This is a genomic window from Mesorhizobium sp. M0306 (assembly GCF_040321655.1).
GTDB lineage: Bacteria > Pseudomonadota > Alphaproteobacteria > Rhizobiales > Rhizobiaceae > Mesorhizobium.
In genome coordinates this window covers 1-21,544 of sequence record NZ_JAMYRY010000049.1, presented here as the reverse complement: position 1 = coordinate 21,544, position 21,544 = coordinate 1, and the positions used below count along the sequence as shown (strand labels likewise).

At 59.1% G+C, this 21,544-nt stretch carries 24 protein-coding genes and 4 pseudogenes; 15 read left to right on the top strand and 13 right to left on the bottom strand.

Annotation, left to right across the window (positions count from 1 at the left end; all coding sequences use genetic code 11):
* On the bottom strand, positions 1 to 541 hold a 541-nt coding region (gene scpB, locus NKI95_RS32470; protein ID WP_352721942.1), incomplete at its 3' end, for an SMC-Scp complex subunit ScpB.
* A 280-nt stretch (positions 542 to 821) separates the two neighbouring features.
* On the opposite strand from scpB, the gene NKI95_RS32465 reads away from it, so the two are divergent.
* The 4 genes and pseudogenes from NKI95_RS32465 to NKI95_RS32450 all read left to right on the top strand — a co-directional run bounded on the left by NKI95_RS32465 (position 822) and on the right by NKI95_RS32450 (position 2,107).
* Positions 822 to 998, top strand: a complete 177-nt coding sequence (locus tag NKI95_RS32465; RefSeq protein ID WP_352721940.1) for a hypothetical protein — start codon at positions 822 to 824, stop codon at positions 996 to 998.
* Between the two features lie 39 nt (positions 999 to 1,037).
* Positions 1,038 to 1,256 (top strand): annotated as a pseudogene (locus tag NKI95_RS32460) (DUF982 domain-containing protein); the annotation flags it as partial.
* A 188-nt stretch (positions 1,257 to 1,444) separates the two neighbouring features.
* Positions 1,445 to 1,804: a hypothetical protein gene (locus NKI95_RS32455; protein ID WP_352721939.1), complete on the top strand. Its 360-nt coding sequence runs from the start codon at positions 1,445 to 1,447 to the stop codon at positions 1,802 to 1,804.
* Between the two features lie 69 nt (positions 1,805 to 1,873).
* Positions 1,874 to 2,107 (top strand): hypothetical protein, encoded by a 234-nt coding sequence (locus tag NKI95_RS32450; protein ID WP_352721938.1) that lies wholly within the window; start codon positions 1,874 to 1,876, stop codon positions 2,105 to 2,107.
* A gap of 744 nt (positions 2,108 to 2,851) precedes the next feature.
* On the opposite strand, the pseudogene NKI95_RS32445 reads toward NKI95_RS32450, so the two are convergent.
* Positions 2,852 to 3,166: pseudogene (locus NKI95_RS32445) on the bottom strand (ATP-dependent DNA ligase); the annotation flags it as partial.
* A gap of 59 nt (positions 3,167 to 3,225) precedes the next feature.
* Positions 3,226 to 3,630: a hypothetical protein gene (locus NKI95_RS32440; RefSeq protein WP_352721937.1), complete on the bottom strand. Its 405-nt coding sequence runs from the start codon at positions 3,628 to 3,630 to the stop codon at positions 3,226 to 3,228.
* A gap of 105 nt (positions 3,631 to 3,735) precedes the next feature.
* Between NKI95_RS32440 and NKI95_RS32435 the strand changes: the two genes are divergently transcribed.
* The 4 genes from NKI95_RS32435 to NKI95_RS32420 all read left to right on the top strand — a co-directional run bounded on the left by NKI95_RS32435 (position 3,736) and on the right by NKI95_RS32420 (position 5,774).
* Positions 3,736 to 4,502, top strand: a protein-coding gene (locus NKI95_RS32435; RefSeq protein ID WP_352721935.1) for an IS5 family transposase whose coding sequence is annotated in 2 segments (ribosomal slippage) — positions 3,736 to 4,048 and positions 4,048 to 4,502 — 768 coding nt in all. Because the reading frame shifts where the segments join, the coding sequence is not laid out codon by codon here.
* A 69-nt stretch (positions 4,503 to 4,571) separates the two neighbouring features.
* Positions 4,572 to 4,709 (top strand): hypothetical protein, encoded by a 138-nt coding sequence (locus NKI95_RS32430; protein ID WP_352721933.1) that lies wholly within the window; start codon positions 4,572 to 4,574, stop codon positions 4,707 to 4,709.
* 560 nt (positions 4,710 to 5,269) lie between these two features.
* Positions 5,270 to 5,452 (top strand): hypothetical protein, encoded by a 183-nt coding sequence (locus tag NKI95_RS32425; protein ID WP_352721931.1) that lies wholly within the window; start codon positions 5,270 to 5,272, stop codon positions 5,450 to 5,452.
* Positions 5,453 to 5,555: 103 nt separating this feature from the next.
* Complete coding sequence (locus NKI95_RS32420; protein ID WP_352721929.1) at positions 5,556 to 5,774, top strand: DUF3072 domain-containing protein; 219 nt, start codon at positions 5,556 to 5,558, stop codon at positions 5,772 to 5,774.
* 780 nt (positions 5,775 to 6,554) lie between these two features.
* On the opposite strand, the gene NKI95_RS32415 is transcribed toward NKI95_RS32420, so the two are convergent.
* Complete coding sequence (locus NKI95_RS32415) at positions 6,555 to 6,704, bottom strand: DUF2905 domain-containing protein (RefSeq protein WP_352721927.1); 150 nt, start codon at positions 6,702 to 6,704, stop codon at positions 6,555 to 6,557.
* Between the two features lie 777 nt (positions 6,705 to 7,481).
* Here NKI95_RS32415 and NKI95_RS32410 point away from each other — a divergent pair.
* Both NKI95_RS32410 and NKI95_RS32405 read left to right on the top strand, forming a co-directional pair.
* On the top strand, positions 7,482 to 8,006 hold the full coding sequence (locus NKI95_RS32410) for a YciE/YciF ferroxidase family protein (protein WP_352721926.1): 525 nt from the start codon (positions 7,482 to 7,484) through the stop codon (positions 8,004 to 8,006).
* A 206-nt stretch (positions 8,007 to 8,212) separates the two neighbouring features.
* A complete protein-coding gene (locus NKI95_RS32405) occupies positions 8,213 to 9,379 on the top strand; it encodes a glycoside hydrolase family 1 protein (RefSeq protein WP_352721925.1) in 1,167 nt (388 codons plus the stop codon).
* Between the two features lie 268 nt (positions 9,380 to 9,647).
* Here the strand turns inward: NKI95_RS32405 and glf are convergent, their stop codons facing one another.
* Positions 9,648 to 10,790, bottom strand: coding sequence for a UDP-galactopyranose mutase (glf, locus tag NKI95_RS32400; RefSeq protein WP_352721923.1), 1,143 nt, complete (start codon positions 10,788 to 10,790; stop codon positions 9,648 to 9,650).
* A gap of 2 nt (positions 10,791 to 10,792) precedes the next feature.
* A complete protein-coding gene (locus tag NKI95_RS32395) occupies positions 10,793 to 11,965 on the bottom strand; it encodes a glycosyltransferase family protein (protein ID WP_352721921.1) in 1,173 nt (390 codons plus the stop codon).
* A gap of 399 nt (positions 11,966 to 12,364) precedes the next feature.
* On the opposite strand from NKI95_RS32395, the gene NKI95_RS32390 reads away from it, so the two are divergent.
* On the top strand, positions 12,365 to 13,288 hold the full coding sequence (locus NKI95_RS32390; RefSeq protein WP_352721919.1) for a glycoside hydrolase family protein: 924 nt from the start codon (positions 12,365 to 12,367) through the stop codon (positions 13,286 to 13,288).
* Between the two features lie 227 nt (positions 13,289 to 13,515).
* Here the strand turns inward: NKI95_RS32390 and NKI95_RS32385 are convergent, their stop codons facing one another.
* From NKI95_RS32385 to NKI95_RS32375, 3 genes and pseudogenes are all read right to left on the bottom strand, one after another.
* Complete coding sequence (locus NKI95_RS32385) at positions 13,516 to 14,442, bottom strand: ArsR/SmtB family transcription factor (RefSeq protein ID WP_352721917.1); 927 nt, start codon at positions 14,440 to 14,442, stop codon at positions 13,516 to 13,518.
* Positions 14,443 to 15,148: 706 nt separating this feature from the next.
* Complete coding sequence (locus tag NKI95_RS32380; RefSeq protein ID WP_352721916.1) at positions 15,149 to 15,730, bottom strand: alpha/beta fold hydrolase; 582 nt, start codon at positions 15,728 to 15,730, stop codon at positions 15,149 to 15,151.
* Positions 15,731 to 16,188: 458 nt separating this feature from the next.
* Positions 16,189 to 16,566 (bottom strand): annotated as a pseudogene (locus NKI95_RS32375) (GFA family protein); the annotation flags it as partial.
* Positions 16,567 to 16,786: 220 nt separating this feature from the next.
* On the opposite strand from NKI95_RS32375, the gene NKI95_RS32370 reads away from it, so the two are divergent.
* Complete coding sequence (locus tag NKI95_RS32370) at positions 16,787 to 17,029, top strand: DUF982 domain-containing protein (protein ID WP_352721915.1); 243 nt, start codon at positions 16,787 to 16,789, stop codon at positions 17,027 to 17,029.
* Between the two features lie 193 nt (positions 17,030 to 17,222).
* On the opposite strand, the pseudogene NKI95_RS32365 reads toward NKI95_RS32370, so the two are convergent.
* The 3 genes and pseudogenes from NKI95_RS32365 to NKI95_RS32355 all read right to left on the bottom strand — a co-directional run bounded on the left by NKI95_RS32365 (position 17,223) and on the right by NKI95_RS32355 (position 18,486).
* Positions 17,223 to 17,561: pseudogene (locus tag NKI95_RS32365) on the bottom strand (low affinity iron permease family protein).
* Between the two features lie 23 nt (positions 17,562 to 17,584).
* Positions 17,585 to 17,773 carry a hypothetical protein gene (locus NKI95_RS32360; RefSeq protein ID WP_352721914.1) on the bottom strand — a complete coding sequence of 63 codons (189 nt, stop codon included), beginning with the start codon at positions 17,771 to 17,773 and terminating at the stop codon, positions 17,585 to 17,587.
* Between the two features lie 407 nt (positions 17,774 to 18,180).
* The gene (locus tag NKI95_RS32355; protein ID WP_352721913.1) at positions 18,181 to 18,486 is read right to left on the bottom strand and encodes a hypothetical protein; all 306 of its coding nucleotides are present in this window, start codon (positions 18,484 to 18,486) and stop codon (positions 18,181 to 18,183) included.
* Positions 18,487 to 18,838: 352 nt separating this feature from the next.
* Between NKI95_RS32355 and NKI95_RS32350 the strand changes: the two genes are divergently transcribed.
* From NKI95_RS32350 to NKI95_RS32340, 3 genes are all read left to right on the top strand, one after another.
* On the top strand, positions 18,839 to 19,708 hold the full coding sequence (locus NKI95_RS32350; RefSeq protein WP_352721911.1) for an MBL fold metallo-hydrolase: 870 nt from the start codon (positions 18,839 to 18,841) through the stop codon (positions 19,706 to 19,708).
* 354 nt (positions 19,709 to 20,062) lie between these two features.
* Positions 20,063 to 20,515, top strand: a complete 453-nt coding sequence (locus tag NKI95_RS32345; RefSeq protein ID WP_352721910.1) for a YidB family protein — start codon at positions 20,063 to 20,065, stop codon at positions 20,513 to 20,515.
* A gap of 207 nt (positions 20,516 to 20,722) precedes the next feature.
* The gene (locus NKI95_RS32340) at positions 20,723 to 20,944 is read left to right on the top strand and encodes a hypothetical protein (protein WP_352721909.1); all 222 of its coding nucleotides are present in this window, start codon (positions 20,723 to 20,725) and stop codon (positions 20,942 to 20,944) included.
* Here NKI95_RS32340 and NKI95_RS32335 read toward each other — a convergent pair.
* Positions 20,918 to 21,307, bottom strand: coding sequence for a hypothetical protein (locus tag NKI95_RS32335; RefSeq protein ID WP_352721944.1), 390 nt, complete (start codon positions 21,305 to 21,307; stop codon positions 20,918 to 20,920). The two genes, NKI95_RS32340 and NKI95_RS32335, sit on opposite strands and share 27 nt — an antisense overlap.
* Between the last annotated feature and the right edge of the window lie 237 nt (positions 21,308 to 21,544).

Below are 21,544 nucleotides of genomic sequence, written 5' to 3'. Positions count from 1 at the left end.
AGAGAAAATTTTTGGTCGTCACATAGGTGTAGGGCGCGCCGGGCTGCGGCGAACGCGGTCCCGAGGCGATCAGCTCCTGCGCGCGCAGCATGCCGATCAGGTCGCGCGATACCTCCTTGCCGAAAAAGCTGGAGAGCTCGGCACGGGTGATCGGCTGGAAGTAGGCAATGCACATCAGCACGAGCGCCTCCGTCTGCGACAGTTCTTTTGTCCCCTGCCCTGCCGTGCCAAATGCGACGTGGATGATATCTCCAAAGGCCCTTTTGGTCCGGTGCTGCCAGCCGCCGGCGACCGACACCAGCTCGTAGGGGCGGCCTGCAAGCTCGGCACGGATGTCGTCGATGACCAGGTCGAGATTGCAGCTTTTGCTGACGACGCGCGCCAGCACCTCGCGCGGCACCGGTTCATTTGCCGCAAAGATCACCGCTTCGACGCGGCCCATCCACTCGCGCCAGCGCAGTTCGGCCGGTAGATGTTCGAGCTCGGTGTTGAGCAAGGCCGGCTGTTCGTTCGGCTTGCGGCGGGCGGAGGCTTCGCCCATCGCTAGAGTCCAAACAGTCGGAACGAGGCGCAGCCGGTGAGCTCGCGCACCGCCTCCTTGAGGTAGCTTCCGCCACTGGCCTGTTCGTGTGTTTCGACGGCCGGGAGTAGCTGTCAGCCCCACGCCTCACCAATCCGCCTAACGTTCCCGCCCAGCATTCCAGGAATTTTGCTCATTGTGGCCCCGCGAGAGGGGGCGCGCCGTCCTGCTTGATCTTCGTAATTAGCAGGAACAAATCTTCTCGCCAGAAGGTTCTATCCTGTTCGCATCAGGATCGACCATGGTTGAGGTCGACAGAAGGAAACAGAAGGTTATTGCCGAAATTGTGCGGCGGTGGATCACCTCAGAGGTAATCCGCAATTACCTTCTCAATCTGCTAAATCTGCCTGTAGAACGGGAGCTGCCGGCTGAGCAAAGGTATTTGCTGGAGGAATTTGATAGAGCCGACAAAGAGTGACGTAGGGCTCTCCACTGGTTCAACCCTCCGGTCCCTGTCAGGACCGAGCGTCCCGGGATCATCCGCAACGTCAACAATGCCGAGACAGCCGGCGAGGAGTTGATGAAGTGGACCAAGCGTGGCCCTTGCTGGGACCTTGCGGTGCGCGTTTGCATGGCCGTGATATTCGACGAGATGGAAGCTGAGGAGGCCCGCAAGGCATTCTTGGCTGCCGCTAAGGAGGAGGGGGCGTTACTTCCGCCAACCGCGAATAGGTAATCGGATACCAGGAGGGCCCGCCGCCCGAAAGGATGAGGCGACGGACCCACAGCGGCTACATCCACGAAGAAATCGACCGCTGCGAGTTCTAAACCTACGAGGGCCTTCGTTGTTCCTTACCAGCAGACTGTTCCTGGATTGGTCAGCCGGCCGTTGTCGCTCTAAATCACGCCGACCGAATAACGATCGTGGACTACAATGATGTCCGCGACATTTGGTTAAAAACGTACGCGCCAAGACTCATCGCCCCGATCGGCTTAGAGTTACTTACGAAAGGAAGCGCTCTCATGCTGCCATTGCCCCACGCCGTCGATCCAAAAGTAGTTGCCGAGATCAACAATCTTCTAGACCATCACGCCGGGGCGGTACCGGTGCCCGTTCACAAGCTCGCCGCGGTTGTCCGGCTGCGCCTCAGAAGCCATCTTTCCATCGCGACTATTGAGGCGCTGATCGTGGACGAAGCCGAGTGTCGCCACCTGCCCATGCTGTTCGAACTGCCGGCAACACATGCGGCTGTAGTTTCATCTGCTCTGGGCCGTGCGATTTGAAGTTTAGGGGCTCGGGCATTCGGCTCTGGCAGGGGAGCCCACCGCGCGTCTGCCCAATGGTGACAGCCTATGACCAGCAGCAGCTCAACTAATAGTACTGCCTATCCTGGCGACCTGATTCTGCTGAAGCAGGTCTTTGATCGTGTATGCGCCGAGCAAGGCATTCCAGTAGGAAGCGAGCAAGCGGAGCGCCTGAGCGTGAGCGCAATGGCACTCTTCTCGGACGGCGAGTTCGACGAGGCCGTTCTCTATGAACACCTTCGGTTTGTTGCGCGCTCCCTGCCGAGAAGGGACCGAGCATGACCTATCATGATTCGGATGGTCGGCGGGTTCGTGCCGCCCCTACTTATCCCTCATGGCAACCCATTGGTTCGTCCCTCCGGTATTCGTGAAGACTGAAACCGGCGACAGGCATGGCTGCGACAATGCGAGGGTAGCCCTTGAGCAGCTCAAGAGGTGGACCCTGAGAGGACCTCGCTGGCAAAAGGCGGTGAACCTCTGCCTGTCAGACCTAGAGGGCGATCCGATTGACCCTCAGGTGGTAACGAAAGGCCTTTGAGGCTGCCGCTAAGGAAGCCAAGATGTATCTCTCCCCGTAGGAGGAGGTGTCATGGCACTCCATAGGTTCTCCCCTCCGGTGTACGTCAAAACCGACCGGCCTGGGGCCACCTACGGCTGCAACAATGTCGAGGGTGCTGCCGAGGAACTCCTGAAGTGGACTGAGAGGGGACCGAAGTGGGGGAAGGCCATTCAGGGGGCTCTCCTCCGGCGAGGAACGGGGGCAAATGCGCGCTGCTAAGTCGGGGCCTATGGCATGCAGGAACAACAGAGCATTCGAGGTTGATACGTAGCTCATAGCCATATCGGAAGGCTGAATCTGAACTGAATGTTCAGCGTGCAGCGCTATGTACCGAGCCTTTCCGCGCTAGCCCTGTCATTAGCGTCCGGATCGAAGTAGCGAAACCTCTATGTTCACGAACGTCTTCTGAATCCATCGCCGCCCACGTAACTTATGTCGCTGCGTCATGCCTCCGCCTTCGGGTCTCCTTGACGCTTCGATACCATGCCTTCTAGGCCGGCCTGATCGACGAGGTGATAGCTGGCGTTCGCCTCGCCCGGCAGCGCCTGGCTGAACTGGATGCGGATATCTAAGGGGATGATGCCCTCCAGGATCTCGCGGCGCTCCTCGACGGCCATGTCGCGCAGATCGTGGCCGTTGAGGTGCAGCAGATCGAAGGCGACGAAATAGAGATCGTGCTGGCGCCGGGTGATCGCTTTTCGCAACTCGGCAAAGTCGGACAGGCCCTTGTCGTTGAGAACGATGATTTCGCCGTCCATGATGGCGTTCTCAACGTCCAGCGTTCTAGGCCGTGAACTCATAAATGCGGAATGTCAGGGATGGGTGGAACGGGCCGTGCGCTTCACTCTCGATAGCGCCGGTAAAACTCGCGATCATCCCAGCTGTCCTCGTAGGCATCCGCAATCCAGCGCACGGGGTCACTGATGGCCAGCGCCCTATCTCCTCCAAGGACAGTCTGCAGACGCTCTTCTGCCAGCTCTCTGAACTCTGTCCAGCGTAACTCATGAACTACTAGCTGGGTTAACTCACTGGGAACGCTGTCCTCATCGAGACCCCATCGGTCGTGCCGCTTCATGAGGGTTCGGCGCACAAGCGCGAGGAAGACGGGCCTCAACTCCGGTTCCGCACGCAGGAGGTCGATGATCTGGAAGAAGGTTGGCTCAGCGCGATCAACACCATACTGAGCAACAAGAATGCGACGGGCATTCTCAATCAGGACGAGGAGGAGCGGCTCCAAAACGTTCATGGCTTGGACAAAGATCCGATGTTCCGAGCTATTGCGCAATCTCCGCAACAGGTCGTTTTCCGACTGACACTTTCATATTTCGGCGGAATCTGATTCAGGCTCGGCATGAGCCAATATGACCTTACCGACTTCGAATGGCACGCGATCGAGCCGCTTCTCCCCAACAAACCGCGTGGTGTGCCGCGTGTAGACGACCGCCGCGTGCTCAACGGCATCTTCTGGGTGCTGCGATCCGGTGCGCCGTGGCGAGACCTGCCAGAGCGATATGGCCCACGAACCACCTGCTACAATCGCTTTGTCCGATGGGGGAAAGCAGGTGTGTGGGACCGCCTCATGGACTCCATCACCAAAGCCCACGACGGTAGGGTGCAAATGATCGACACATCTATTGTTCGCGTCCATCAGCAGGGTGCGACGGCAAAAAGGGGGATCGAGATCATTGTCTCGGTCGCTCCCGAGGTGGATTGACCACCAAGATCCACGCTCTTGTCGATGCGAAAGGCAGGCCGATCAAGCTGGCGCTGACTGCAGGCCAAAAGAGCGACATCGCCTCGGTAGCGGACCTGATCGCCGATTTTCCAGAGGGCGCCATGCTCTTGGCCGACAAGGGCTACGATGCCAACGCGTTGCGCAAGGCAGTCACGGAGCGCAAGGCATGGGCCAACATCCCGCCCAAGGCCAACCGCAAGGAGCCGATCTGCTTCAGCCCCTTCCTCTACAAGGCACGCAATCTCGTCGAGCGCTTCTTCAACAAGGCTAAGCAGTTTCGCCGCATCGCAACTCGATACGACAAGCTGGCTGAGAACTATCTTGCCGCCCTCAAACTCGTCGCAATCCGCATATGGCTACGCGGTAATGAGTCTACGCCGTAGCTGTTGCGGCGAGGTCGCGGTATTGCGACGAGCCATTCCTGAAGAGCTGTTTTCCCGAATACGATTTTATTGCACGGCGACATTTGGCCGTTCGACGGCGACTACCAGGTGTTGCCGATCTGCGGCGGCGACGAGCCGGGCACACTGCGGGTGCTCGAGTTGCGCCCTTCGGCCTATGCGTGGTTCACCGTTTTTTCACTTTATTAGCGCACGTTCATAAACGGACATGTTGGTGTAGCTTGTACGTGTCCAAAGCCCCGGCGCAACGACCCAGCGCCGGGGCTTTTTTGTCCGCCTGGTAATCCGCGTGTTCAATCCGAGGTCCCTCTCAATTCGAACGCGAGCGAATTACCCCGCAAAGTCCCTTAGGCAAGACGCTGTGGGCGGCACCGCGGTGCGAAGCGCGAGTGCGGAGGAACTTTCTCGCACTCCGCCAATTATTCTGCATGTCCCAAACAGCACACGTCGAACCGCCCCTTCTCCCAGGACAGCCCCGACAGGAGCGTGAACTGCGCAGTCGCCCTCGAAGGCGCGCACGCCGCTCTGGTGTCCTCTTGCGTCGAGCAAGGCTGGACGGCTGAAGAAACTGCCGCCGCACTTTTCAACCTCGCCAAGGAACATCTCAAACAGCTCAAGGCGACGCCATCGACTTGAGCATAGCTGTGCATGTTTTGACATTTCGACGTCGCGGTGTCGGATTATTTGCATGCAAACCAGTTTTACGACGCTATCCTGCCATCCTCAACGGAAGGTTCTGGGAGGAATGCATGGCTGCGCATGAGCAACATGCCGTTGAAATCATTAGGGACAAAGAGTGGTCGGTTCGCGTGACGGTCAGCGGCACCACCACCACGGTCCCTTTTACATCAGAGAGCTACGCGCGTTCGTTTGCAGATGGTCAGGCGTTCCGACTGGGCGTTCAGGTCGCAGAGATCAAGAAGGCGGCCTAGCTGCGCGCTTGGCCCCCCAGGCCGAATGGCGATTGAAGCCCGAGTCACAATGTGGCGGAACAAACTCATTTCTCATTGTGGTGATCATCAAGGGAGATTGAGCATGGTCGACCGGCACAACCCAAAAATCGAGGCATCGGCAAATGTCGAAAAGGACCCGGAAGATTGGGTCAGCGGAGATGACCCAATGACCCCCGCACAAGCCTCCTATTTGAAAACTCTGGCCGAACAGGCCGACGACCCTGACGCCTATGCTGATGGCCTCAGCAAGGCGGAAGCTTCTAAACGCATTGATGCACTCCGGGAGAAGTTGGGCCTGTAGCGTCCGCTCGTGGCTTTTCGTCTCCAGCGAAGGACAGCCGATCGGGTCGGATCGGGACAGTTTTGCTGTAGGTTGTGACCCGCGCAATTAATTTCTGAATTCAATTCAGCGCGTTGCTGCTCGACGCGCGATCGAGAAGACAAACGGCAGATGGGAGCGGGTTATAGGGTGCACCAGCCCGGCATCCGCCCCTAAGCTCACAAGACCTCGCGCCCGCCGGTCCAATCCTGCTGTCTAAACAGATTAGGACGTCCCGACGAGGGCGAGGGTCAGCAGAGACACAAAAAGGACAAGAGCGATCGCAGCGCCCCAGAAGAGAACTTGTTCGGTGCCGCGTTGCTCTTCCTCGCGAGATATGTCTTTCGCCATTGGATACATCCTTTGCGATGGTCAACGACTTAGCAACGTGCCGCGCCAAGGCTGAGTTCCTGCAACTATCTTGCCCCTTCGGCACTGAGAGAAAGCTCTCGGAATCAAGCCTCGTGTTGTCCAACCGTCGGTTGGTGGACGTATTGCAGCTGATGCATCTAAAATCCCTGTGATCCGCGCGCACCGGGCATGCCCGACCCCGAGCCCCCGCCGGGTGCAACAGCGCTTGATCGGCCCCGCCGCATCAAACTGTGCGGCGGGCTTTTTCACTCACGCGATGGAACACCGGCGCGCAGGGAAAGTTCTGCCCACGCAGCAAACTCTTTCCCTCATATTTTTGCTGCCAGATCGGATAGCTCCGATCGGTCCACGTCGTTCTTTTCCTCCGGCGACGCGGGCTCGCCGTCCTCGCTATCGGTTGAGTAGCCACAGAACAAACGAAAGCACGATGCTGATCAGAATCCCAGTGCCGATCGGAGTATAAAACGTGAAGTTCTCACGTTGGATCACGATGTCACCGGGCAACCTGCCCGGACCGACCCGCGACAACCAGGGCCACAATATCTGCTCTTCCAGGCCACTAATGCGAGGTTTGTCACGTATGCATTCACATGTGTTAAAGGACCAAAACAAACGCGCCTGGAACGCACCCAATGTCAGGACGTGCGAGTTGCTGGCGTGTCCTGCCCCAAAGCGTCACGCACTGAATGATCCTTTGCTAAGCTGTTCGCGCAGACCTCCACATCTACCGGCTTTCATTCCACCTACCGCAACCTCTGCGACCACCACTAGGCAACAGACGCCCTTGCTGCGCAACAGGCAGTGGTGCATTCCGGCTTCCACGTAGACACCATTTTTGTCCGGCGTTGACCTGCCAGGCGGGACGATGGTTTTCAGCTTGCCGAGTCGTTCCGGCAGAATGGAGAAGGCATTGAGGTGGTGCTCTCATCGGCCGTGGAGCGAACTGCCAAAGCAGCCGGTGACCTCTGCGAGGATCGCCCTCGCATCGCCAAGCCGTATGACATGGCAATTCTCATAGCCCGGATCATGAGATTGAAGGGCTGGTCTTGTAGAGATCTCGAAGAAGTTCCTAAGCTTGTCAGCTTTCGACACCATGACAGCAACCCTTCAGGCAGACGATCCTCATCCCGGAACTTCCGCAATGGAGCGCGCAGCCGAGATGCTCAGCGGTTGCTGTGACGCGGCGGACTGAAGTCAGTCGGTCAACCTGACCGTCGGTCGACTTATTGGCTGCCGCAGAGCCGTGGTGAAGGAACAACAAGAGACTGGTCCAGTTAGAGCTATGCATGCGTCGATACAAATGAACAGGAGATGACAATGGCGACGAAGAAAGGCTCTCAAGGCAGCTCCAAGGGTTTGGAAGACCTTTTCTATGATGGTCTGAAAGACATCTACTACGCCGAACGCAAGATTCTGACGGCGCTCCGGAAAATGGCGAAAAGCGCAGAGTCCGAAGAGCTGAAGGCGGCGTTCGAAAAACATCGTGACGAGACGGAAGGTCAGATCGAGCGCCTGCAGCAAGTTTTCGACGCCTTTGGCAAGAGAGCCCAAGGGAAAACGTGCCCGGCTATCGACGGCATCATCGAAGAAGGACAGGAGATTTTGGAGGAGTTCGAGGAGGCTCCGGCATTGGATGCGGGTCTCGTGGCTGCAGCCCAGTCCGTCGAACATTATGAAATAGCGCGCTACGGGACTCTTGTCACATGGGCCGGGTTACTTGGCTTGAAAGAGGCCGTCCCGCTACTCGAACAGACGCTCAAGGAAGAAAAAGCAACCGATGAGGCGCTCACCCGACTAGGCGAAACAGGCGTCAACGAACGGGCGATGCAACAGGCCGCATAAGTTCGGATCGAATCGACGCGACCGCGGCCCCCGGGCAGAGGGATAGGAGCTTGGTTGAATTCACCAATCCAGGCGCGCATCTACACCGCAGCGCCGAGCCGTCGACGTGGTGGTGGCCGACCGATTTCGACTAGGCGACCGGAACTGACAATGGGCGACTGCCGAATGCGATTACTCGCGCACGCCTTGGGCGACGGGATGTTAGTATGAACGAGAGTCCCGCCCGTCGGCCCCCGGCAGACCCTTCGTGGTTCGACAGCTTTTTCATGGCCGGTTTCGAGTGTTCCTCCCATCGGCGCGCCGACGGGGCTCGTCTTGATCTGATCCGCGCGACCTCACATGATATTCATGCACACAGCGACTATCGTCGGTGTGCGGAGCTTGGGCTTCGCACGATCCGCGACGGCTTGCGCTGGCACCTGATTGAAACAGCGCCCGGAGTCTTTGACTGGTCGAGTTGGACGTCGGCGATTGAGGCAGCCCAAGCGGCAGGGGTGCAGATCATCTGGGATATCTTCCACTATGGCTCGCCTGACCACGTCGACCAAGGTGGCCCTGGCTTTATCGAGGCCTATGCTCGTTTTGCCGCAGATGCTGTTCGGGTTCATCGGACCGTCACCGGCGTGAGCCCGCTGGTATGCCCGATCAACGAGATTTCGTTTTTTGCATGGGCGGTGGAGGTCGGTTATTTCCCGCGCGTCGGGCCGAACAAGCGTGGATGGTTCAAACGACATCTTGTCAGGGCAGCGGTCGCCGGGGTGAGGGCGATGCGGGAGGCCGAACCCGGCTGCAGGTTCATCTGGGCTGAACCGCTGATCCATATTGCTCCTCGTGACCGTAGTCGCCCCGAACGGAGGCGCGCCGAAAATGCTCGTCAGGGGCAGTTCGAGGCGTATGACATGCTGATGGGGCGCGTGGAGCCGGAGTTGGGCGGCAGCGAGGACGTTGTGGACGTCATCGGCCTCAACTTCTATCCGCACAACCAGTGGTACTTGAATGGCCCAACGATACCGATGGGGCATCACGAATACCGTGCACTTTCGGAAATGCTGGTCGAGGTCGCCGAGCGATACAAGAAGCCGATGTTCATCGCTGAGACGGGCGCCGAAGGTTCAGGCCGGCCAGCCTGGCTTCACTACGTTTGCGACGAGGTGCGCGATGCGACGAGCCTAGGTGCACCTGCTCAGGGTATATGCCTGTACCCGGTGACGGCCTACCCAGGTTGGGACAATTCGCGCCACGCCGAAGTCGGCTTGTTCTCCACCGTTCATGCGGACGGCTCGCGCACTGTTCGCAAGCCACTTGCGGACGAGTTGGAGCGCCAGCGCCGATTATTCGAGGTCTTTGAAAAGGAACCACCAAGCGCGGCATAGTCCCGCCGATCGGAACAGTGCGCCGCGCTTCAGCTGCATTAACAACACGACATAACTAAAACTGTCGCCGAAAGATCCTGGCTTGCTTGGCCGCGGTGATGAGAGCCCGGGCGGTGACCTTGGCGGCTTTCGCCGAGCATGACGGCTAGGCACGACTCGATTGCTGCGAGCCGCGACTTGCATGCCGAGTTCGGCCAATCGGCCGCGTCCGTGGCCGACACAACAACCCAACGTAGGGTCGCTCGAATGCCGCTCAACTGTGTGATGTTCACTCGGCCGCCTCGCGCTGCACCGTCGGGGGCACAATCACGGTTGCCGGCAGGCTCCTCTGAATGCGCGCGAACGTTGCCAATGCCTGGCCGACGACCTGATCCATATTGTAATAACGATATGTCGCCAGACGTCCGACGAACCAGACCTCCGGGCACGCCGCGGCCAAGGCTTCGTATCGTTTGTACAAGGCCTCATTTTCGGCCCGCGGCACCGGGTAATAAGGATCTCCGACGTCCGTGGGGTATTCGTAGGTGATGCTGGTCTTCGGACTCCGCTGACCGGTCAGATGCTTGTACTCGGTGATCCGTGTGTATTTTTCCGTCTGCGGATAGTTGACGACGGCGACCGGTTGGAACTGCTCGCAATCAAGCGTCGTGTGCTCAAAGCGCAGCGAACGGTAGGGCAAGCGACCAAGCTTCCAGTCAAAATACTCGTCGATCGGACCAGTATAGATCATCCGCTGGAAGGGGATCTTGTCGCGAATTTCGCGATAGTCCGTCTGCAGCATGATCTTGATCTTGGGCTTTTCCAGCATGCGCTGGAACATGCGCGTATACCCGCCTGCCGGCATGTTCTGGAAGCTGTCGCCAAAATAGCGATCGTCCCGATCGGTCCGGGTTGGGACTCGCGCTGTCACCGACTTGCTCAACTGGGAAGGGTCGACGCCCCACTGCTTCCTCGTGTAGCCGCGGAAGAATTTCTCGTAGAGCTCTCTGCCGACAGTGCTGACCACGACGTCCTCGGCGGTGCGGACTTCTTTGACCGTTTCGCGTCGGGAAGCGAAGAAGTCCTGCAGCTGCTCGGATGTCAACTCAAGGCCGTAAAGGCGGTTTATTGTGTCGAGATTGATCGGTATTGGCAGCAGCTTTCCATCGACCAGCGACAGCACGCGATGTTCGTAAGGCCGCCATTCGGTGAATTGCGACAGATAGTCGACGATCGATTGGGCGTTGGTGTGAAAGATGTGAGGCCCGTAACGGTGAATAAGGATTCCCGCGTCGTCGTAGCAGTCGTAGGCATTGCCGCCGACGTGATTTCGTCGGTCTATGAGCAGGACGCTTTCCTGCCGTTGCGATGCGATACGCTCGGCCAGCACACTGCCGGCGAAACCGGCCCCTACGATCAACCAGTCGAACACGCTCACGCCCTCCTCAGGAATGGGACGACGCTCTTCATCGCACGGGCGCGCTCGATGTGGGCAGCCATCGCGCTCCAGGTCTTCTCCCAGGACATGTCGGCGAGATAGGCGTCGGCCCTCTTCACCAGGAAATCGCGGGGGCCGGCAAGGATGCACCGAAGCTTGGCCTCGACATCCTCCGCATCGACAATCTCGACAAGGCCTTCGGCGCCGTAGGTACGTACAACGTCGACGATCGCCGTGGAAATTACCGGCAGTCCTGCCGCGAGGAACTCGGGAGTCTTGGTCGGGCTGATGTAGCGGGTCGCTTCGTTGAGCGCGAACGGCATCCAGCCGGCACTCCAATGCCGGAGATAGTTCGGCAGGTCTGTATAGGACTTGGCCCCCAGCCAATGCAGGTTGCCTGCCCAGGGAAGACTCGCCGGATCGATCTTGACGACAGGGCCAAGCATGACGAAATGCACGTCTGGCATTGCCGCAGCCGCCTGCGCGATAAGTTCAAGGTCGAGCCGTTCGTCGATGACCCCGAAGTACCCCACCCTCGGGTGAGGTATGTCGGCCTGATCGAACGGGTCCTCACCTGGCGCCCTAGCCTGATGGAAATGGGCAACGTCGATGCTGCTCGGGAAGGGAAAGATCGCCGGATGCAAGCTGCGCTTGGCCTCGTAGAGGCTCTGCCCGCCCGTGAAGACGACATCGGCACGTTGCAACAGCGCGTTTTCCAACTGCGTCAACTCTGCGGGAGCGTCTTTGAACGCGGAGAGTTCATCCATGCAGTCGTAGACGCAGACGTCACAGGCGAGATGATCGCTGAAACGTAGCGCCATGGGCGTATAATACCAGGCCGTCAATCGGTCATGCGGCGTAGAGGCGATGATCTGATCGATGAACCTGCGCTGAATCGCGTCTGCCCTGGCCGCGGAAGTGCCAACTGGGATAAGCGGCGTCACAATTCTGATCGTAGGTGAAATATCGTTCACCCGCATCGAAGGGTGGCGCCTCTCTTCAAAGATCGGCTCTTCAAAGTAAATTAGCTGCTGCTGTTTTGATGCGAGGGTTAGAATGTGTTGTGGTCTTTGATATACGAAGTTCCATCGGAGGTGGGAAAAGCAGAGTAAAATAGACGATTGTACAGGGATTTTTGGTGTTTTGCGCCGGCCCGCCGCCATTTCCATATAAATTATCCTTAGTTATAGCTGGAAATCGCCTCGATTAACAAAAGTTAATCAAGGTAGCTTCGACATCAACGTTCGCAGCCGTGCATATAACTTCCATCCCAGTAAGTTGTTCCACAGCCGCAAACTGTTTAGGCGAGACCAGCTGTTCTGCTCCATTTGCGATGGCTCGATAGAAGAACGGGCGAGGCGACCCCCATTCGACTCAGATCATGAGGCCCATCGCGTTAGGTCGGGCTCCCAAAATGTGGCCCTTTGCCACAGAACGGTTGAAATCCTTCAATCGTTCAACAACCGTTCATCGGCGGAGCTATAAATACGCCTGCGAATCGATTCATGTGAGTCGCGCAGGTGGTTCATTTGAATGGAGCCCGGGAGGAATCGAGGAATGGTTGGCGAATGAAGATCGACTTTGAAACCAACGTCTTTCCGTTGTTTCACCCGCAGGTCGTGGATGACCTGAAGGACCCCTGTCCCGTCTTCGACGGCACGCTCTGGCACGTCTTCGGCTCAAGCGGCACGGTCACGACCGAAAGCTGGGAAATACTCCATGCCACGGCACCGGATCTCTATGGACCCTGGATAGAGCACGAGCCGATCGTCTTGGCGATAACCGGATCGGGCGTTGCGGCACCCGGCGTCATTCATGAGTGCGGCGTCTTCCATATGTTCATCCAGACCGAATTCATGAAGTCCGGCGGACGTTGCGAGCACGCGGTCTCCAATGACGGCTTTCATTGGGTGGTGCTCAATCCGGCGATATTGTCGCTGCCCGACACCGATGAGGACGGCATCTACGATCCCCATCCGGCAATCGTCGACGGCAAGCGCTACATCGTCTATTCAGGCATGCCCAAATTCACCAGGGTGCCCCAGCCTGATGTCTATCTGGCGCGCAGCCAATCCGATTCCTGGTTCGGGCCGTGGAAACGTCTCGGCAAGATACTCGATCATCTCGACGTGCCGCATCACAATGCGCGCGAGCATCCGGATTACGAATGGGGGATCGAAGGCGCCCAGCTCGTCGAGCTGCCAGACGGTCGTGTGCTTCTCAACGCCACCTGCTTCCTCCCCGAAGGTCCGCGCGGCAGCCGGCAGCGCGTTTTCTTCGCCATCGCCGATGACGTCAAGGGCCCCTACGTTTCCGTCGGCCCCGTTCTCGACCCTGGTGAGCCCGGCGAGAACGGCCATTCGACCGTGATGATCGACGGCCGGCAACTGACCCTGTTCTATCAGAGCAGGCGTGAGGCGACGAACCACCGCTGGCGGTTCGGGTTGGCAAGGTGCGACCTGGATCGGCACATACTTTCGAGAGTTGCCTAGATGTTTAAGTTCCGGCATTTGCCGGAACGGAGGATGAAACGCTCTGGCGTTGGTGGACGGATCGCTTTGTACCGGTGATTTGAGGGTAGCAGGCGAAAGCCAGCCAGTGGGCGAACCTTGCAACGGGGTATCTATACACGTCAGGCAAGCTGGTGGCCTCACAGACGACGTTGCTAGCTGCAAATCTGGCAACGGTTTAATTGCGCGCAGCAACACCGCGAGTCGCCTCAGGCGGTTTTGATCCTGAGCAGGATGTCCTGATCGTAATTTCCAAAGCCCTTGCCGAAAATGTTGATCCCGCCGGGGCGCTTGGCGTCGTCCTTGACGCCGATACGGACGCGGATTGAATGATGGCTCTTCAGATCGAGTGCGGCGAGGCCGGTTTCGGAAATCCTGAGGCCGTCGACATAGGTGCCGTCATTGGCAATTCGCCAATTCTTCAGCTTGCCGTACTGCGAGCCCTTGAGCTTCCACCAGGAGGGCGTGAAGACGCCACGCTTGTCGCCGAAATCCCCCGGCGACGTCCAGGTGCCGACATCGACGCCATTGATCGTCAGCGTGATGTCCGAGGGCCAATCGGCGCTGGTGCCCGGCACTTCCGAAGACAGCTCTATCGCCACTTCGAGCTCGGTGATCTCGGCATTGGCGAGCTTGGCATTGTTGGGGAACTGGTATTCGACAAAACCGCGCGTGAACCACAGCAGACCGGCTTTCATGCGGTCCGGATCGAGGAAAGTGTTGGGAACATCGAGCAGACCGATGATGCCGTCCGGCGAGCAAAGGCCGCAGGGCGCGGTAACCTCGAAGCTGGTGTAAAGCCCGACCGGCATCGACACTTCGATCGCATCGTTCTTGACCTTACGATAATCACCCTTGAACACGACGAGCACTTTTTCGGCGGTCGGATAGCAGATTTTCTGGTTGCCTTTCTTCGCTTTCTGGTTCTCGGTATGGATCAGGCCCGCATCCTCCAGCACCTGGATGTTGGTCGAGACGGTCGACTGCGGCAGCGACAGCACGGCGGCGATTTCGTTGACATTCATGGGCCCCTTCTCATGAAGCAGTTTCAGCATCGAGATACGCGCCAACGAGGCAAGCCCCCTGAGCACGGCAATGCCTTCCTCAGGTTCAATCACCAAAAAATTGCGACCCATGAAATTGCCAGTCTATGCTCGTGACAAAGGTTATGGCTTCGCTCATTGCAATGGCACTGAACGAAACGCTGAGCCGGTAATTTGGTTACATCAGGCGCTCGACCGATATGCACCGCAAGCCGCACCAACAAGGATGGTGCGACATGTCTAGATTTGTTTTCTGATCGTCAGCTCCTTGTAGTGCGGGGTGCTTGTCAGCCTGCGGCCTCGATTTGCAGATGACTAGATCCTTGCGGCCATAAGAGACACAGAAGCGAGACACGGAATTGGGGCCGTTCCCCTGGCCAAATTCCCAATCCGCCAGACCCCGACGTCGATGTTAGCTGGACCCGCGTGGATGGATGCACAGGATGCGGTTCGCTGAATGCCTGCTCGCCGGGAGGTATATCATCGGATTCGCCACGCGATAGGGTCGGGACAGGGTTCTATCATTCGCTTTGCGCATGATCTTTTCTGAAAACCGGATTCCACTTTACCGGGATCATGTGCCAGTGCCGGCCTCCCTCATGCTGGCCGCTGCAGCGACCCTGTCCACCATGGCGAGAACGGCTAGCGGTGCGGTGTGGTGGACCATGTGGCCGGCCTGCGGGATGATATCGACAAAGGAACCAGGAATCTCCAATTGTAGTCCAAGAGCCTCGGCTTTCGCATCGAACAACCGGTCGCCGGCCCCGGCGATAATGCCGACAGGCAGCGACAGATCATCCTAGCGGGTGAAGCGGCCGCCGGCCAGTGCGGCGGCCAGCATCAATCCCGATTCGGCCCCGATCGACCGCAGTTGTGAGGGCCGGCTGGCGGTCTCCTTTGCCGACGAAGCAAACGCCGCAGAGATGATGCCGGGGTGAAATATTGTGCCCATGGCGAGCGGCCAGGTGAGCCGCACAAGCAGCGGCAGCAAGGTGTGGCGGAAAACACCACCGGCGATAGGCAAGGCCGGTAGCGCCGCCAGTGCAAGGCCCAGGCGCGGCGGCGGATGGTAATAACCTGAGACAAGCACGATTCCGGCAACTGATGCTGGGTGCCTGCTCGCGAGTTGGAGAGCCACCGACGCGCCCCAGGAATGGCCCAGAACGAGATATCTGCTGATCCCAAGCTGCGCGACGGCGGCATGAATGAGATCGGCTTGCGCGGCCGCCGTCCACCATTTGCCGCGCGGCCGCGTGCTCCTGCCGAAGCCGGGCCGGTCAAAGGCGAGCACCCGGTATTTCCCGGCCGCTTCGTCGAACATGGCGCTGGTCTTGAAATCCTCGGCTGACGAGCCGTTTCCGTGTAGCAGGATCAACGGCATCCCGCTGCCCCGCTCAAGGAGGTGCAGGCGCACCCCCGCCACCCTGATAAAGCGCCCCGATGCGTGCGGGAAAGCGCGCGTCTCGCGCGAGCGCTGTTGTACAGCGCCAGGCTGGCCAACCCGGCGCCAAGCAGGACGGCTGTTGCTGTTGTCTTGTGCGTGCGGCGGGTCACTAGCGGCCGCCGCGCGCAAAGTGGACAGGCGTGACCGCTCTCGAAATGCCTTGATGCTGTTGCCGAACTGCCGCGCATGTCGGCGCGTGGCTTACCGAGTCCATCTTTGCTCTCCCTGTTTGGCTGCCCCCAACCAGCCTGATCGCCGGTTGTTCCTGGAAGAAGGCTGCTGGTTTCCGCTCGCCGGGCTTTGCAATGGGAACGCAGGTTAGAGCGCTTGAGCTGCTGGGCCGGCTCGGACGACTCCATCTCCATTGGCGGAGCCCCAATTTTCCTCGGCTCCCAATCGTGCTCGAACTGCTCGGCCCATTCCAGGTACAACAGCCATGGCTCCCGCCGCCCGATCCACAGCTCATAGTCTGGAATAAGATCGCTCGGAGCTCGGTCCAGACTGCCGATCATCACCTCGGCCTCGTCGTCCCGGAGGCTTACGAGGCGCGAACCACAGGTTGGGCAGAAGCTTCGCCCGGCATAGGTGTGGAGGTTACCAGTGCCTTCGTAGCTCGATCTGGGCCAGACCGCGAAGCAGACGAAGGCGCTCCCGCTCGTTCGCCTGCAGTCAAGGCAATGGCACACACCAACCCTCGTCGGCTGGCCTTTGAGCCGGATGCGAGCAGCTCCGCAAAGGCAGCCACCGGTGCGAACTTGCTCGACCGTCGACACCGCGCGCTTAGATAGGTCGCGGCTCTCGTCTGGATTCGGAACAGAAGACTCTCTGTCTGATTCCGGACAATAGGCGGTGCCGACCACAGATTGCCCCGAGAAGAGCCTGTTCAGTCTCAATTGCATGGTGTAGCGGGGCTTGAAATCGCGAAGATGCGCGTTCATGCAACCTCCGCCCTCTCTTCGCGTTTAGCCGCGTTCAATCCTGGCGAGCGAGAAAATGCCGGCATTCATTCCGATTACAATTTACCTGAATTGCAAGCCGATGGTGGTTGCATCAATATCCGATGCTGCGAAAGCGCTTGAACAACCATGGCCATACGTGGCCAAGCCGCGGCGGCTCGAAGCCGTCCGAATGATCAAGGAATGCTTGGCCGGTCATTGCAACCAACAAGCTGCGACGATGCCTTCAAGGCGGCCGCAATCGAACAGGGACTTTTTACGCAAAGGCCTCCGAGCGTAGGCCTCACAAAATTCGACGCGGTTGTTAGAGAGGTGGTGTGAGCTCATACCGCACTCGCCACCTGGACCGCTGGCAGGCTTCGCTGGCCATCGCTATGCCGACGGCTTCCGCGGTGCTTGGCCGCCGCTGGCGGGACCTTGAGCGACCGCCTCGTGCCGGACTCAGCTTGCCCATGATGGCTTTTGAGTAGCGCTCACGCGCCAGAGAATCCCCCGTGCTTGGTTTCTCGATCAGCCGCCGCCGCTTCCATTTCGAGCCGCGCCAAATTGGCCTTGATTTCCTCAGGCTCGGCGCGCTCCAGCCTCACGACATTGTTCCTCGTTTCCTTCAATGCAACGATAATCTCATCGAGCTTGGCATGGAGTGGCAGCAGTATCGCGATAACCCTGGATCAGAACAACGCCGCTAATCACAATTGCAGCTACTAAAGCGCATAGGTGATTACGCTTGTTAGACCGAAAGGGACTATCGCAGTGCAGGCTATCATGGCCATGATGATCAGATAGCGGAATGAGGCTCCTGGACTGCGCATGAACGGTTGCTGTGCAGTCGTCCTTACTTTTTCCGCTCATGCGGGAACGTGGCGTCCCCGTCATCCTCTCCGGATAGGACGCGAGGGTTGGCGCTAGAGACGCCGTCGTTCGTTCCCCCTTTATGGTTCTTCTCGGACTGGCCCCTGGCGTCCGCCTCTGGTTGCGGCTTGCCGGCCAGCTCTTTTTCAAAACGGGTGTTTTTTTTCGACATGGCTCTCTCTCCATTGAGAAACGCCAACTCGATACGAGGAGCAAAGTTCCGCGGCCGGAACCAACCTCGTGCAGGTTGCTTAGTCACCTGCTTCCGCTTTTGTACTTCGTGCCCAGAGGAGGTGATTACCCAGCAATCGAGTCGCAGGCAGGTCACGCTGCGATCACGCGCAGTCAAAGCACTCGCGGAAAATTCCCGGCCCATGCAGAGCGAATACTCCGCCGGAACGGGCCTATGACCCTGGCGTAACGGTGATGACATTCTCTATCCGCAGATGTCTACCGCGCCGCCGGCTTTGCTGTTCCGAAAGAAATGCCCCTCTACCTGTAAGTCGCACCGGAGTCCGGTCGCCGATGTCATTCTAACGGCGCTCATTGCCATGGGCACAAGGCTCCCCTTCAGGCTGGTTAGGCGGTGGCATCGATGAAATGCAGCGATCCCTGATCAACATGGTCTCGATGGAAGATGTCCCAGATAACCTGGACACCTGCCGATCGGGTCGCCTCGACCATTGGCGCCCAACTTGACCAGTCATAGGTCCCGGGAGCCGTTACGATCAGGTGCCACCGCAGTCCGTCGCGGCTGGTGCGACGGCCGAGTTCGGCGCAGCCGCGGTAGTCGCCCAGGGCATGCAAATTATGCGAGGTCGCACGAATAAAATCGAGGCGAACCCCGTCCTTGCGCCGGTGCGAGGAGCACTCAAAGCCTGCCATGACTGGCAAAGCGCGAAGCTTGCGGAACCGGAGCCTCCACCTGGTGCTAGTCCCTGCGCCCCACTTCGTTCATTCGAAGTCTCCTTTCAGCAGTCGGCTTCGAACTCGGCCGCCTTGTTAGGACCGGGAACCGCGTTGGCGAAATACCGCATCCAATCGGGCGCGCGCCATCTTCGTTGCTCAGTCCAGCTCGTCCTTGCGTGACCCGGTAATGCCGATTGGTCGAGCCTTTGTTCCTGTAGCTGGGTGTCGAATGAGGAACAAGGAGGGGCGTGCCAAGTTCGGGGCGATATACCACCGCCGCCGATCAACTCGAGCGGCTGCTCAGCAACAAGAGAGGCACGGGATCAACATGACCGTTCAGATTCGACTTTCCGAGATCGACCACGCCAGGCGCGAGGATCGTGGCGACGGCGCTTGGAGCATCGCACCGGACTTGGGCTATTTGCGGCTAGCAATCGTCAACGTCGTGTTCTTCGGCGCACCGGGCAGCGGAGATCGGAACTGGGTGCTGATCGATACGGGGTTGCCAACGTCCCGCAGCAGCATTCTTGCGGTCGCGGAAAAGCGGTTTGGCACGAACGCACGGCCGGCCGCGATCATCCTGACCCACGGCCATTTCGACCATGTGGGAACGGTTCTAGACCTCGCGAATAAGTGGGACGTGCCTGTCTTCGCGCATCCACTCGAGCGCCCCTATTTGGCCGGAACCGCATCTTATCCGTCACCGGATCCCTGGGTCGGGGGTGGACTGATGGCGCTGCTTTCGCCGCTTTTTCCACGGGGGCCAATTGATCTTGGCAACCGTTTGGAACTCTTACCTGCCGACGGATCGATCCCCGGAATGCCCGGATGGCGATGGCTACACACACCCGGGCACGCTCCTGGGCATATCTCGCTATGGCGCGAGGAGGACCGCTCGCTGATCGTAGGGGACGCTTTCATCACCACCGGTCAGGAGTCAGTCTATGAGGTCGCCGTTCAGGATCTCGAGATGCACGGTCCGCCGCGCTACTTCACGCCGGACTGGGATGCGGCGGAAAGATCCGTGAAGCACCTGGCTGCCCTGAACCCGCAGATGGTCATCAGTGGACACGGTGCGGCTGCTGAGGGAATGGGCATGCGTCAAGCTCTTGACAGCCTGGCTGAGCGGTTCAGGGTGTTCGCCGTCCCGCCGAAATTGAAATTCGTGCGCGAGCCGGCGGCAGTCCAAGGTAGCTGAGGCTAACCGAGCCGCCGTCGTTCTGAAAGATGGTCAAGTTGGGCAGACTCTATCTCTCGGGCCGGTAGAGTTACCCGTCGGGTCGCGCCCCCATAGTCGCCGACAAACTCTGACAAGCGGAACAAACCGGGAAGGCGCCGGGTTAGGGCGTTCGATCGGCGCAGGGCGACGGCGGCCAAGCGCCCCGAAGTTCTGCGTCAGGAGAAGACGTCAAATGGAAAACGAGTACCCCGAAGGACGCGTCCTCTCCGCCGGCGAGCCGACCGGCAAGAAGTTGTTCGAGCCCACACGCGTCGGCATCCGCCAAGACTTGGCTTCGATTCGCTCATGGGCCAAACCCGTGGAGGAGACCAAATGGCAAATCTGGGAAGATTGGCGATCGCGATGCTTGGCGTTCTGGCATACCAAAATCGCGACAAGCTCTGTGAATTGATTCCGGGAGCAGGGTATCTTAACCCAAACGACCCGCAACGCAGAATTCTGGCTCAGATGACGACTGGCGTGTCGAGGGCTGACCTTGGTGAGATCCTCGAACGGTTCAGGGAGGTGGGGGCAGGATCGAAGGTCGATTCGTGGGTTGGCAGCGGGCCAAACCAACCGATCGAGCCAAGGGACGTCGAAGCGGCAATAGACGAAGGTACACTCAGGTCCATTTCGATGCAGACGGGTCTTTCGCGCGAGGAGCTAATCAGAAGGATTGCGCGGGATCTACCCGAGACAGTCAACGAGATGACGCCGAATGGTGAATGGCCGTCTGAGCCGACACAAGGCTTGGATAAGTCGACCCTGCTCGACAATGTATCCTAGGGGACACAGCTAGGAATGCAGCCGGCCAAGGCGAGATCCAGGGTGGCAACTCTACACCGGGGGGACGCTCCTACGGGATCGCCTTCATCCGCTCGCGAAGCTCGCGGTCGTCCGGCCTGCTGGTCTCGTAGCCAACCGTCATGCGGCAACAGCCGATGGCTTTACACGCCCGACGTTCGCTTGACCGAGGGTCCCATCAAAGGTGTAATGCTCGAAATCGGCACGGAGGACCCAGGTCTGATCGCAGAGCCGGACGGGTATATCAACGTGATGTGGCCGAAGGCCGAGGCGCTTCAAATGCCCGAGGGGCAGGGGCGGATGCGACAGATCATCGGCTGGATCGCAATCGTCGGTTTCGTTGTTCTCTTCGGGGGCTTGGCGATTCTTGACCGGAACGACGTCTCACGCGCACGGGCCAAAAAGCTCTGAGAGGTTGCCAAAGGCGTTCGGCATCATCGACGGCGAAGCGCCAGCATCGCCGCCGCTGCCAGTCTTGCCACCGGTGAGCCAAACTGAACTGACTTTGCCTTTCATGCACGTTACTTTGCCGGACAAGGTGCGCCCGCCGCCAGCTAGTTCTCGATCGCCCCGTATGTTTCGTCCGCCGAGCTTGGCGCCGGCTCGCGAGCCGCTCCGGGCGGGCCAGCCGCAGGCAACCAATTTGTCGTCGCGCACATGCAGCGCCACATACCGCAGGCTGCGCCCGCCAGGCGCAACCGCTACCTCCAGCGTGGTCTTCGAGGGCCGGATGCGCGAGAGGGTGAAAGTGATCTCGGCGGCAACGGAACTCACCGGCGACGTCGACAAGGCGATCTACTGGTATCGCAATGACCCGATCGCCGACATGGCCATCGGGCCGGCCAGGTCGAGGCGGTTCTGGCCTTTATCCGGGATCTCGAGAATGGGGCGCGCGGGTGAAGATCACCCGCGTCGGGCCGAACGAGATCTTCCATCGCTATCTGACACCCAAATGGGCTTTCCTGCCCACCAGCGGTGCAGGCGCGGCGATTGACGGCGGTCGTTTTAACA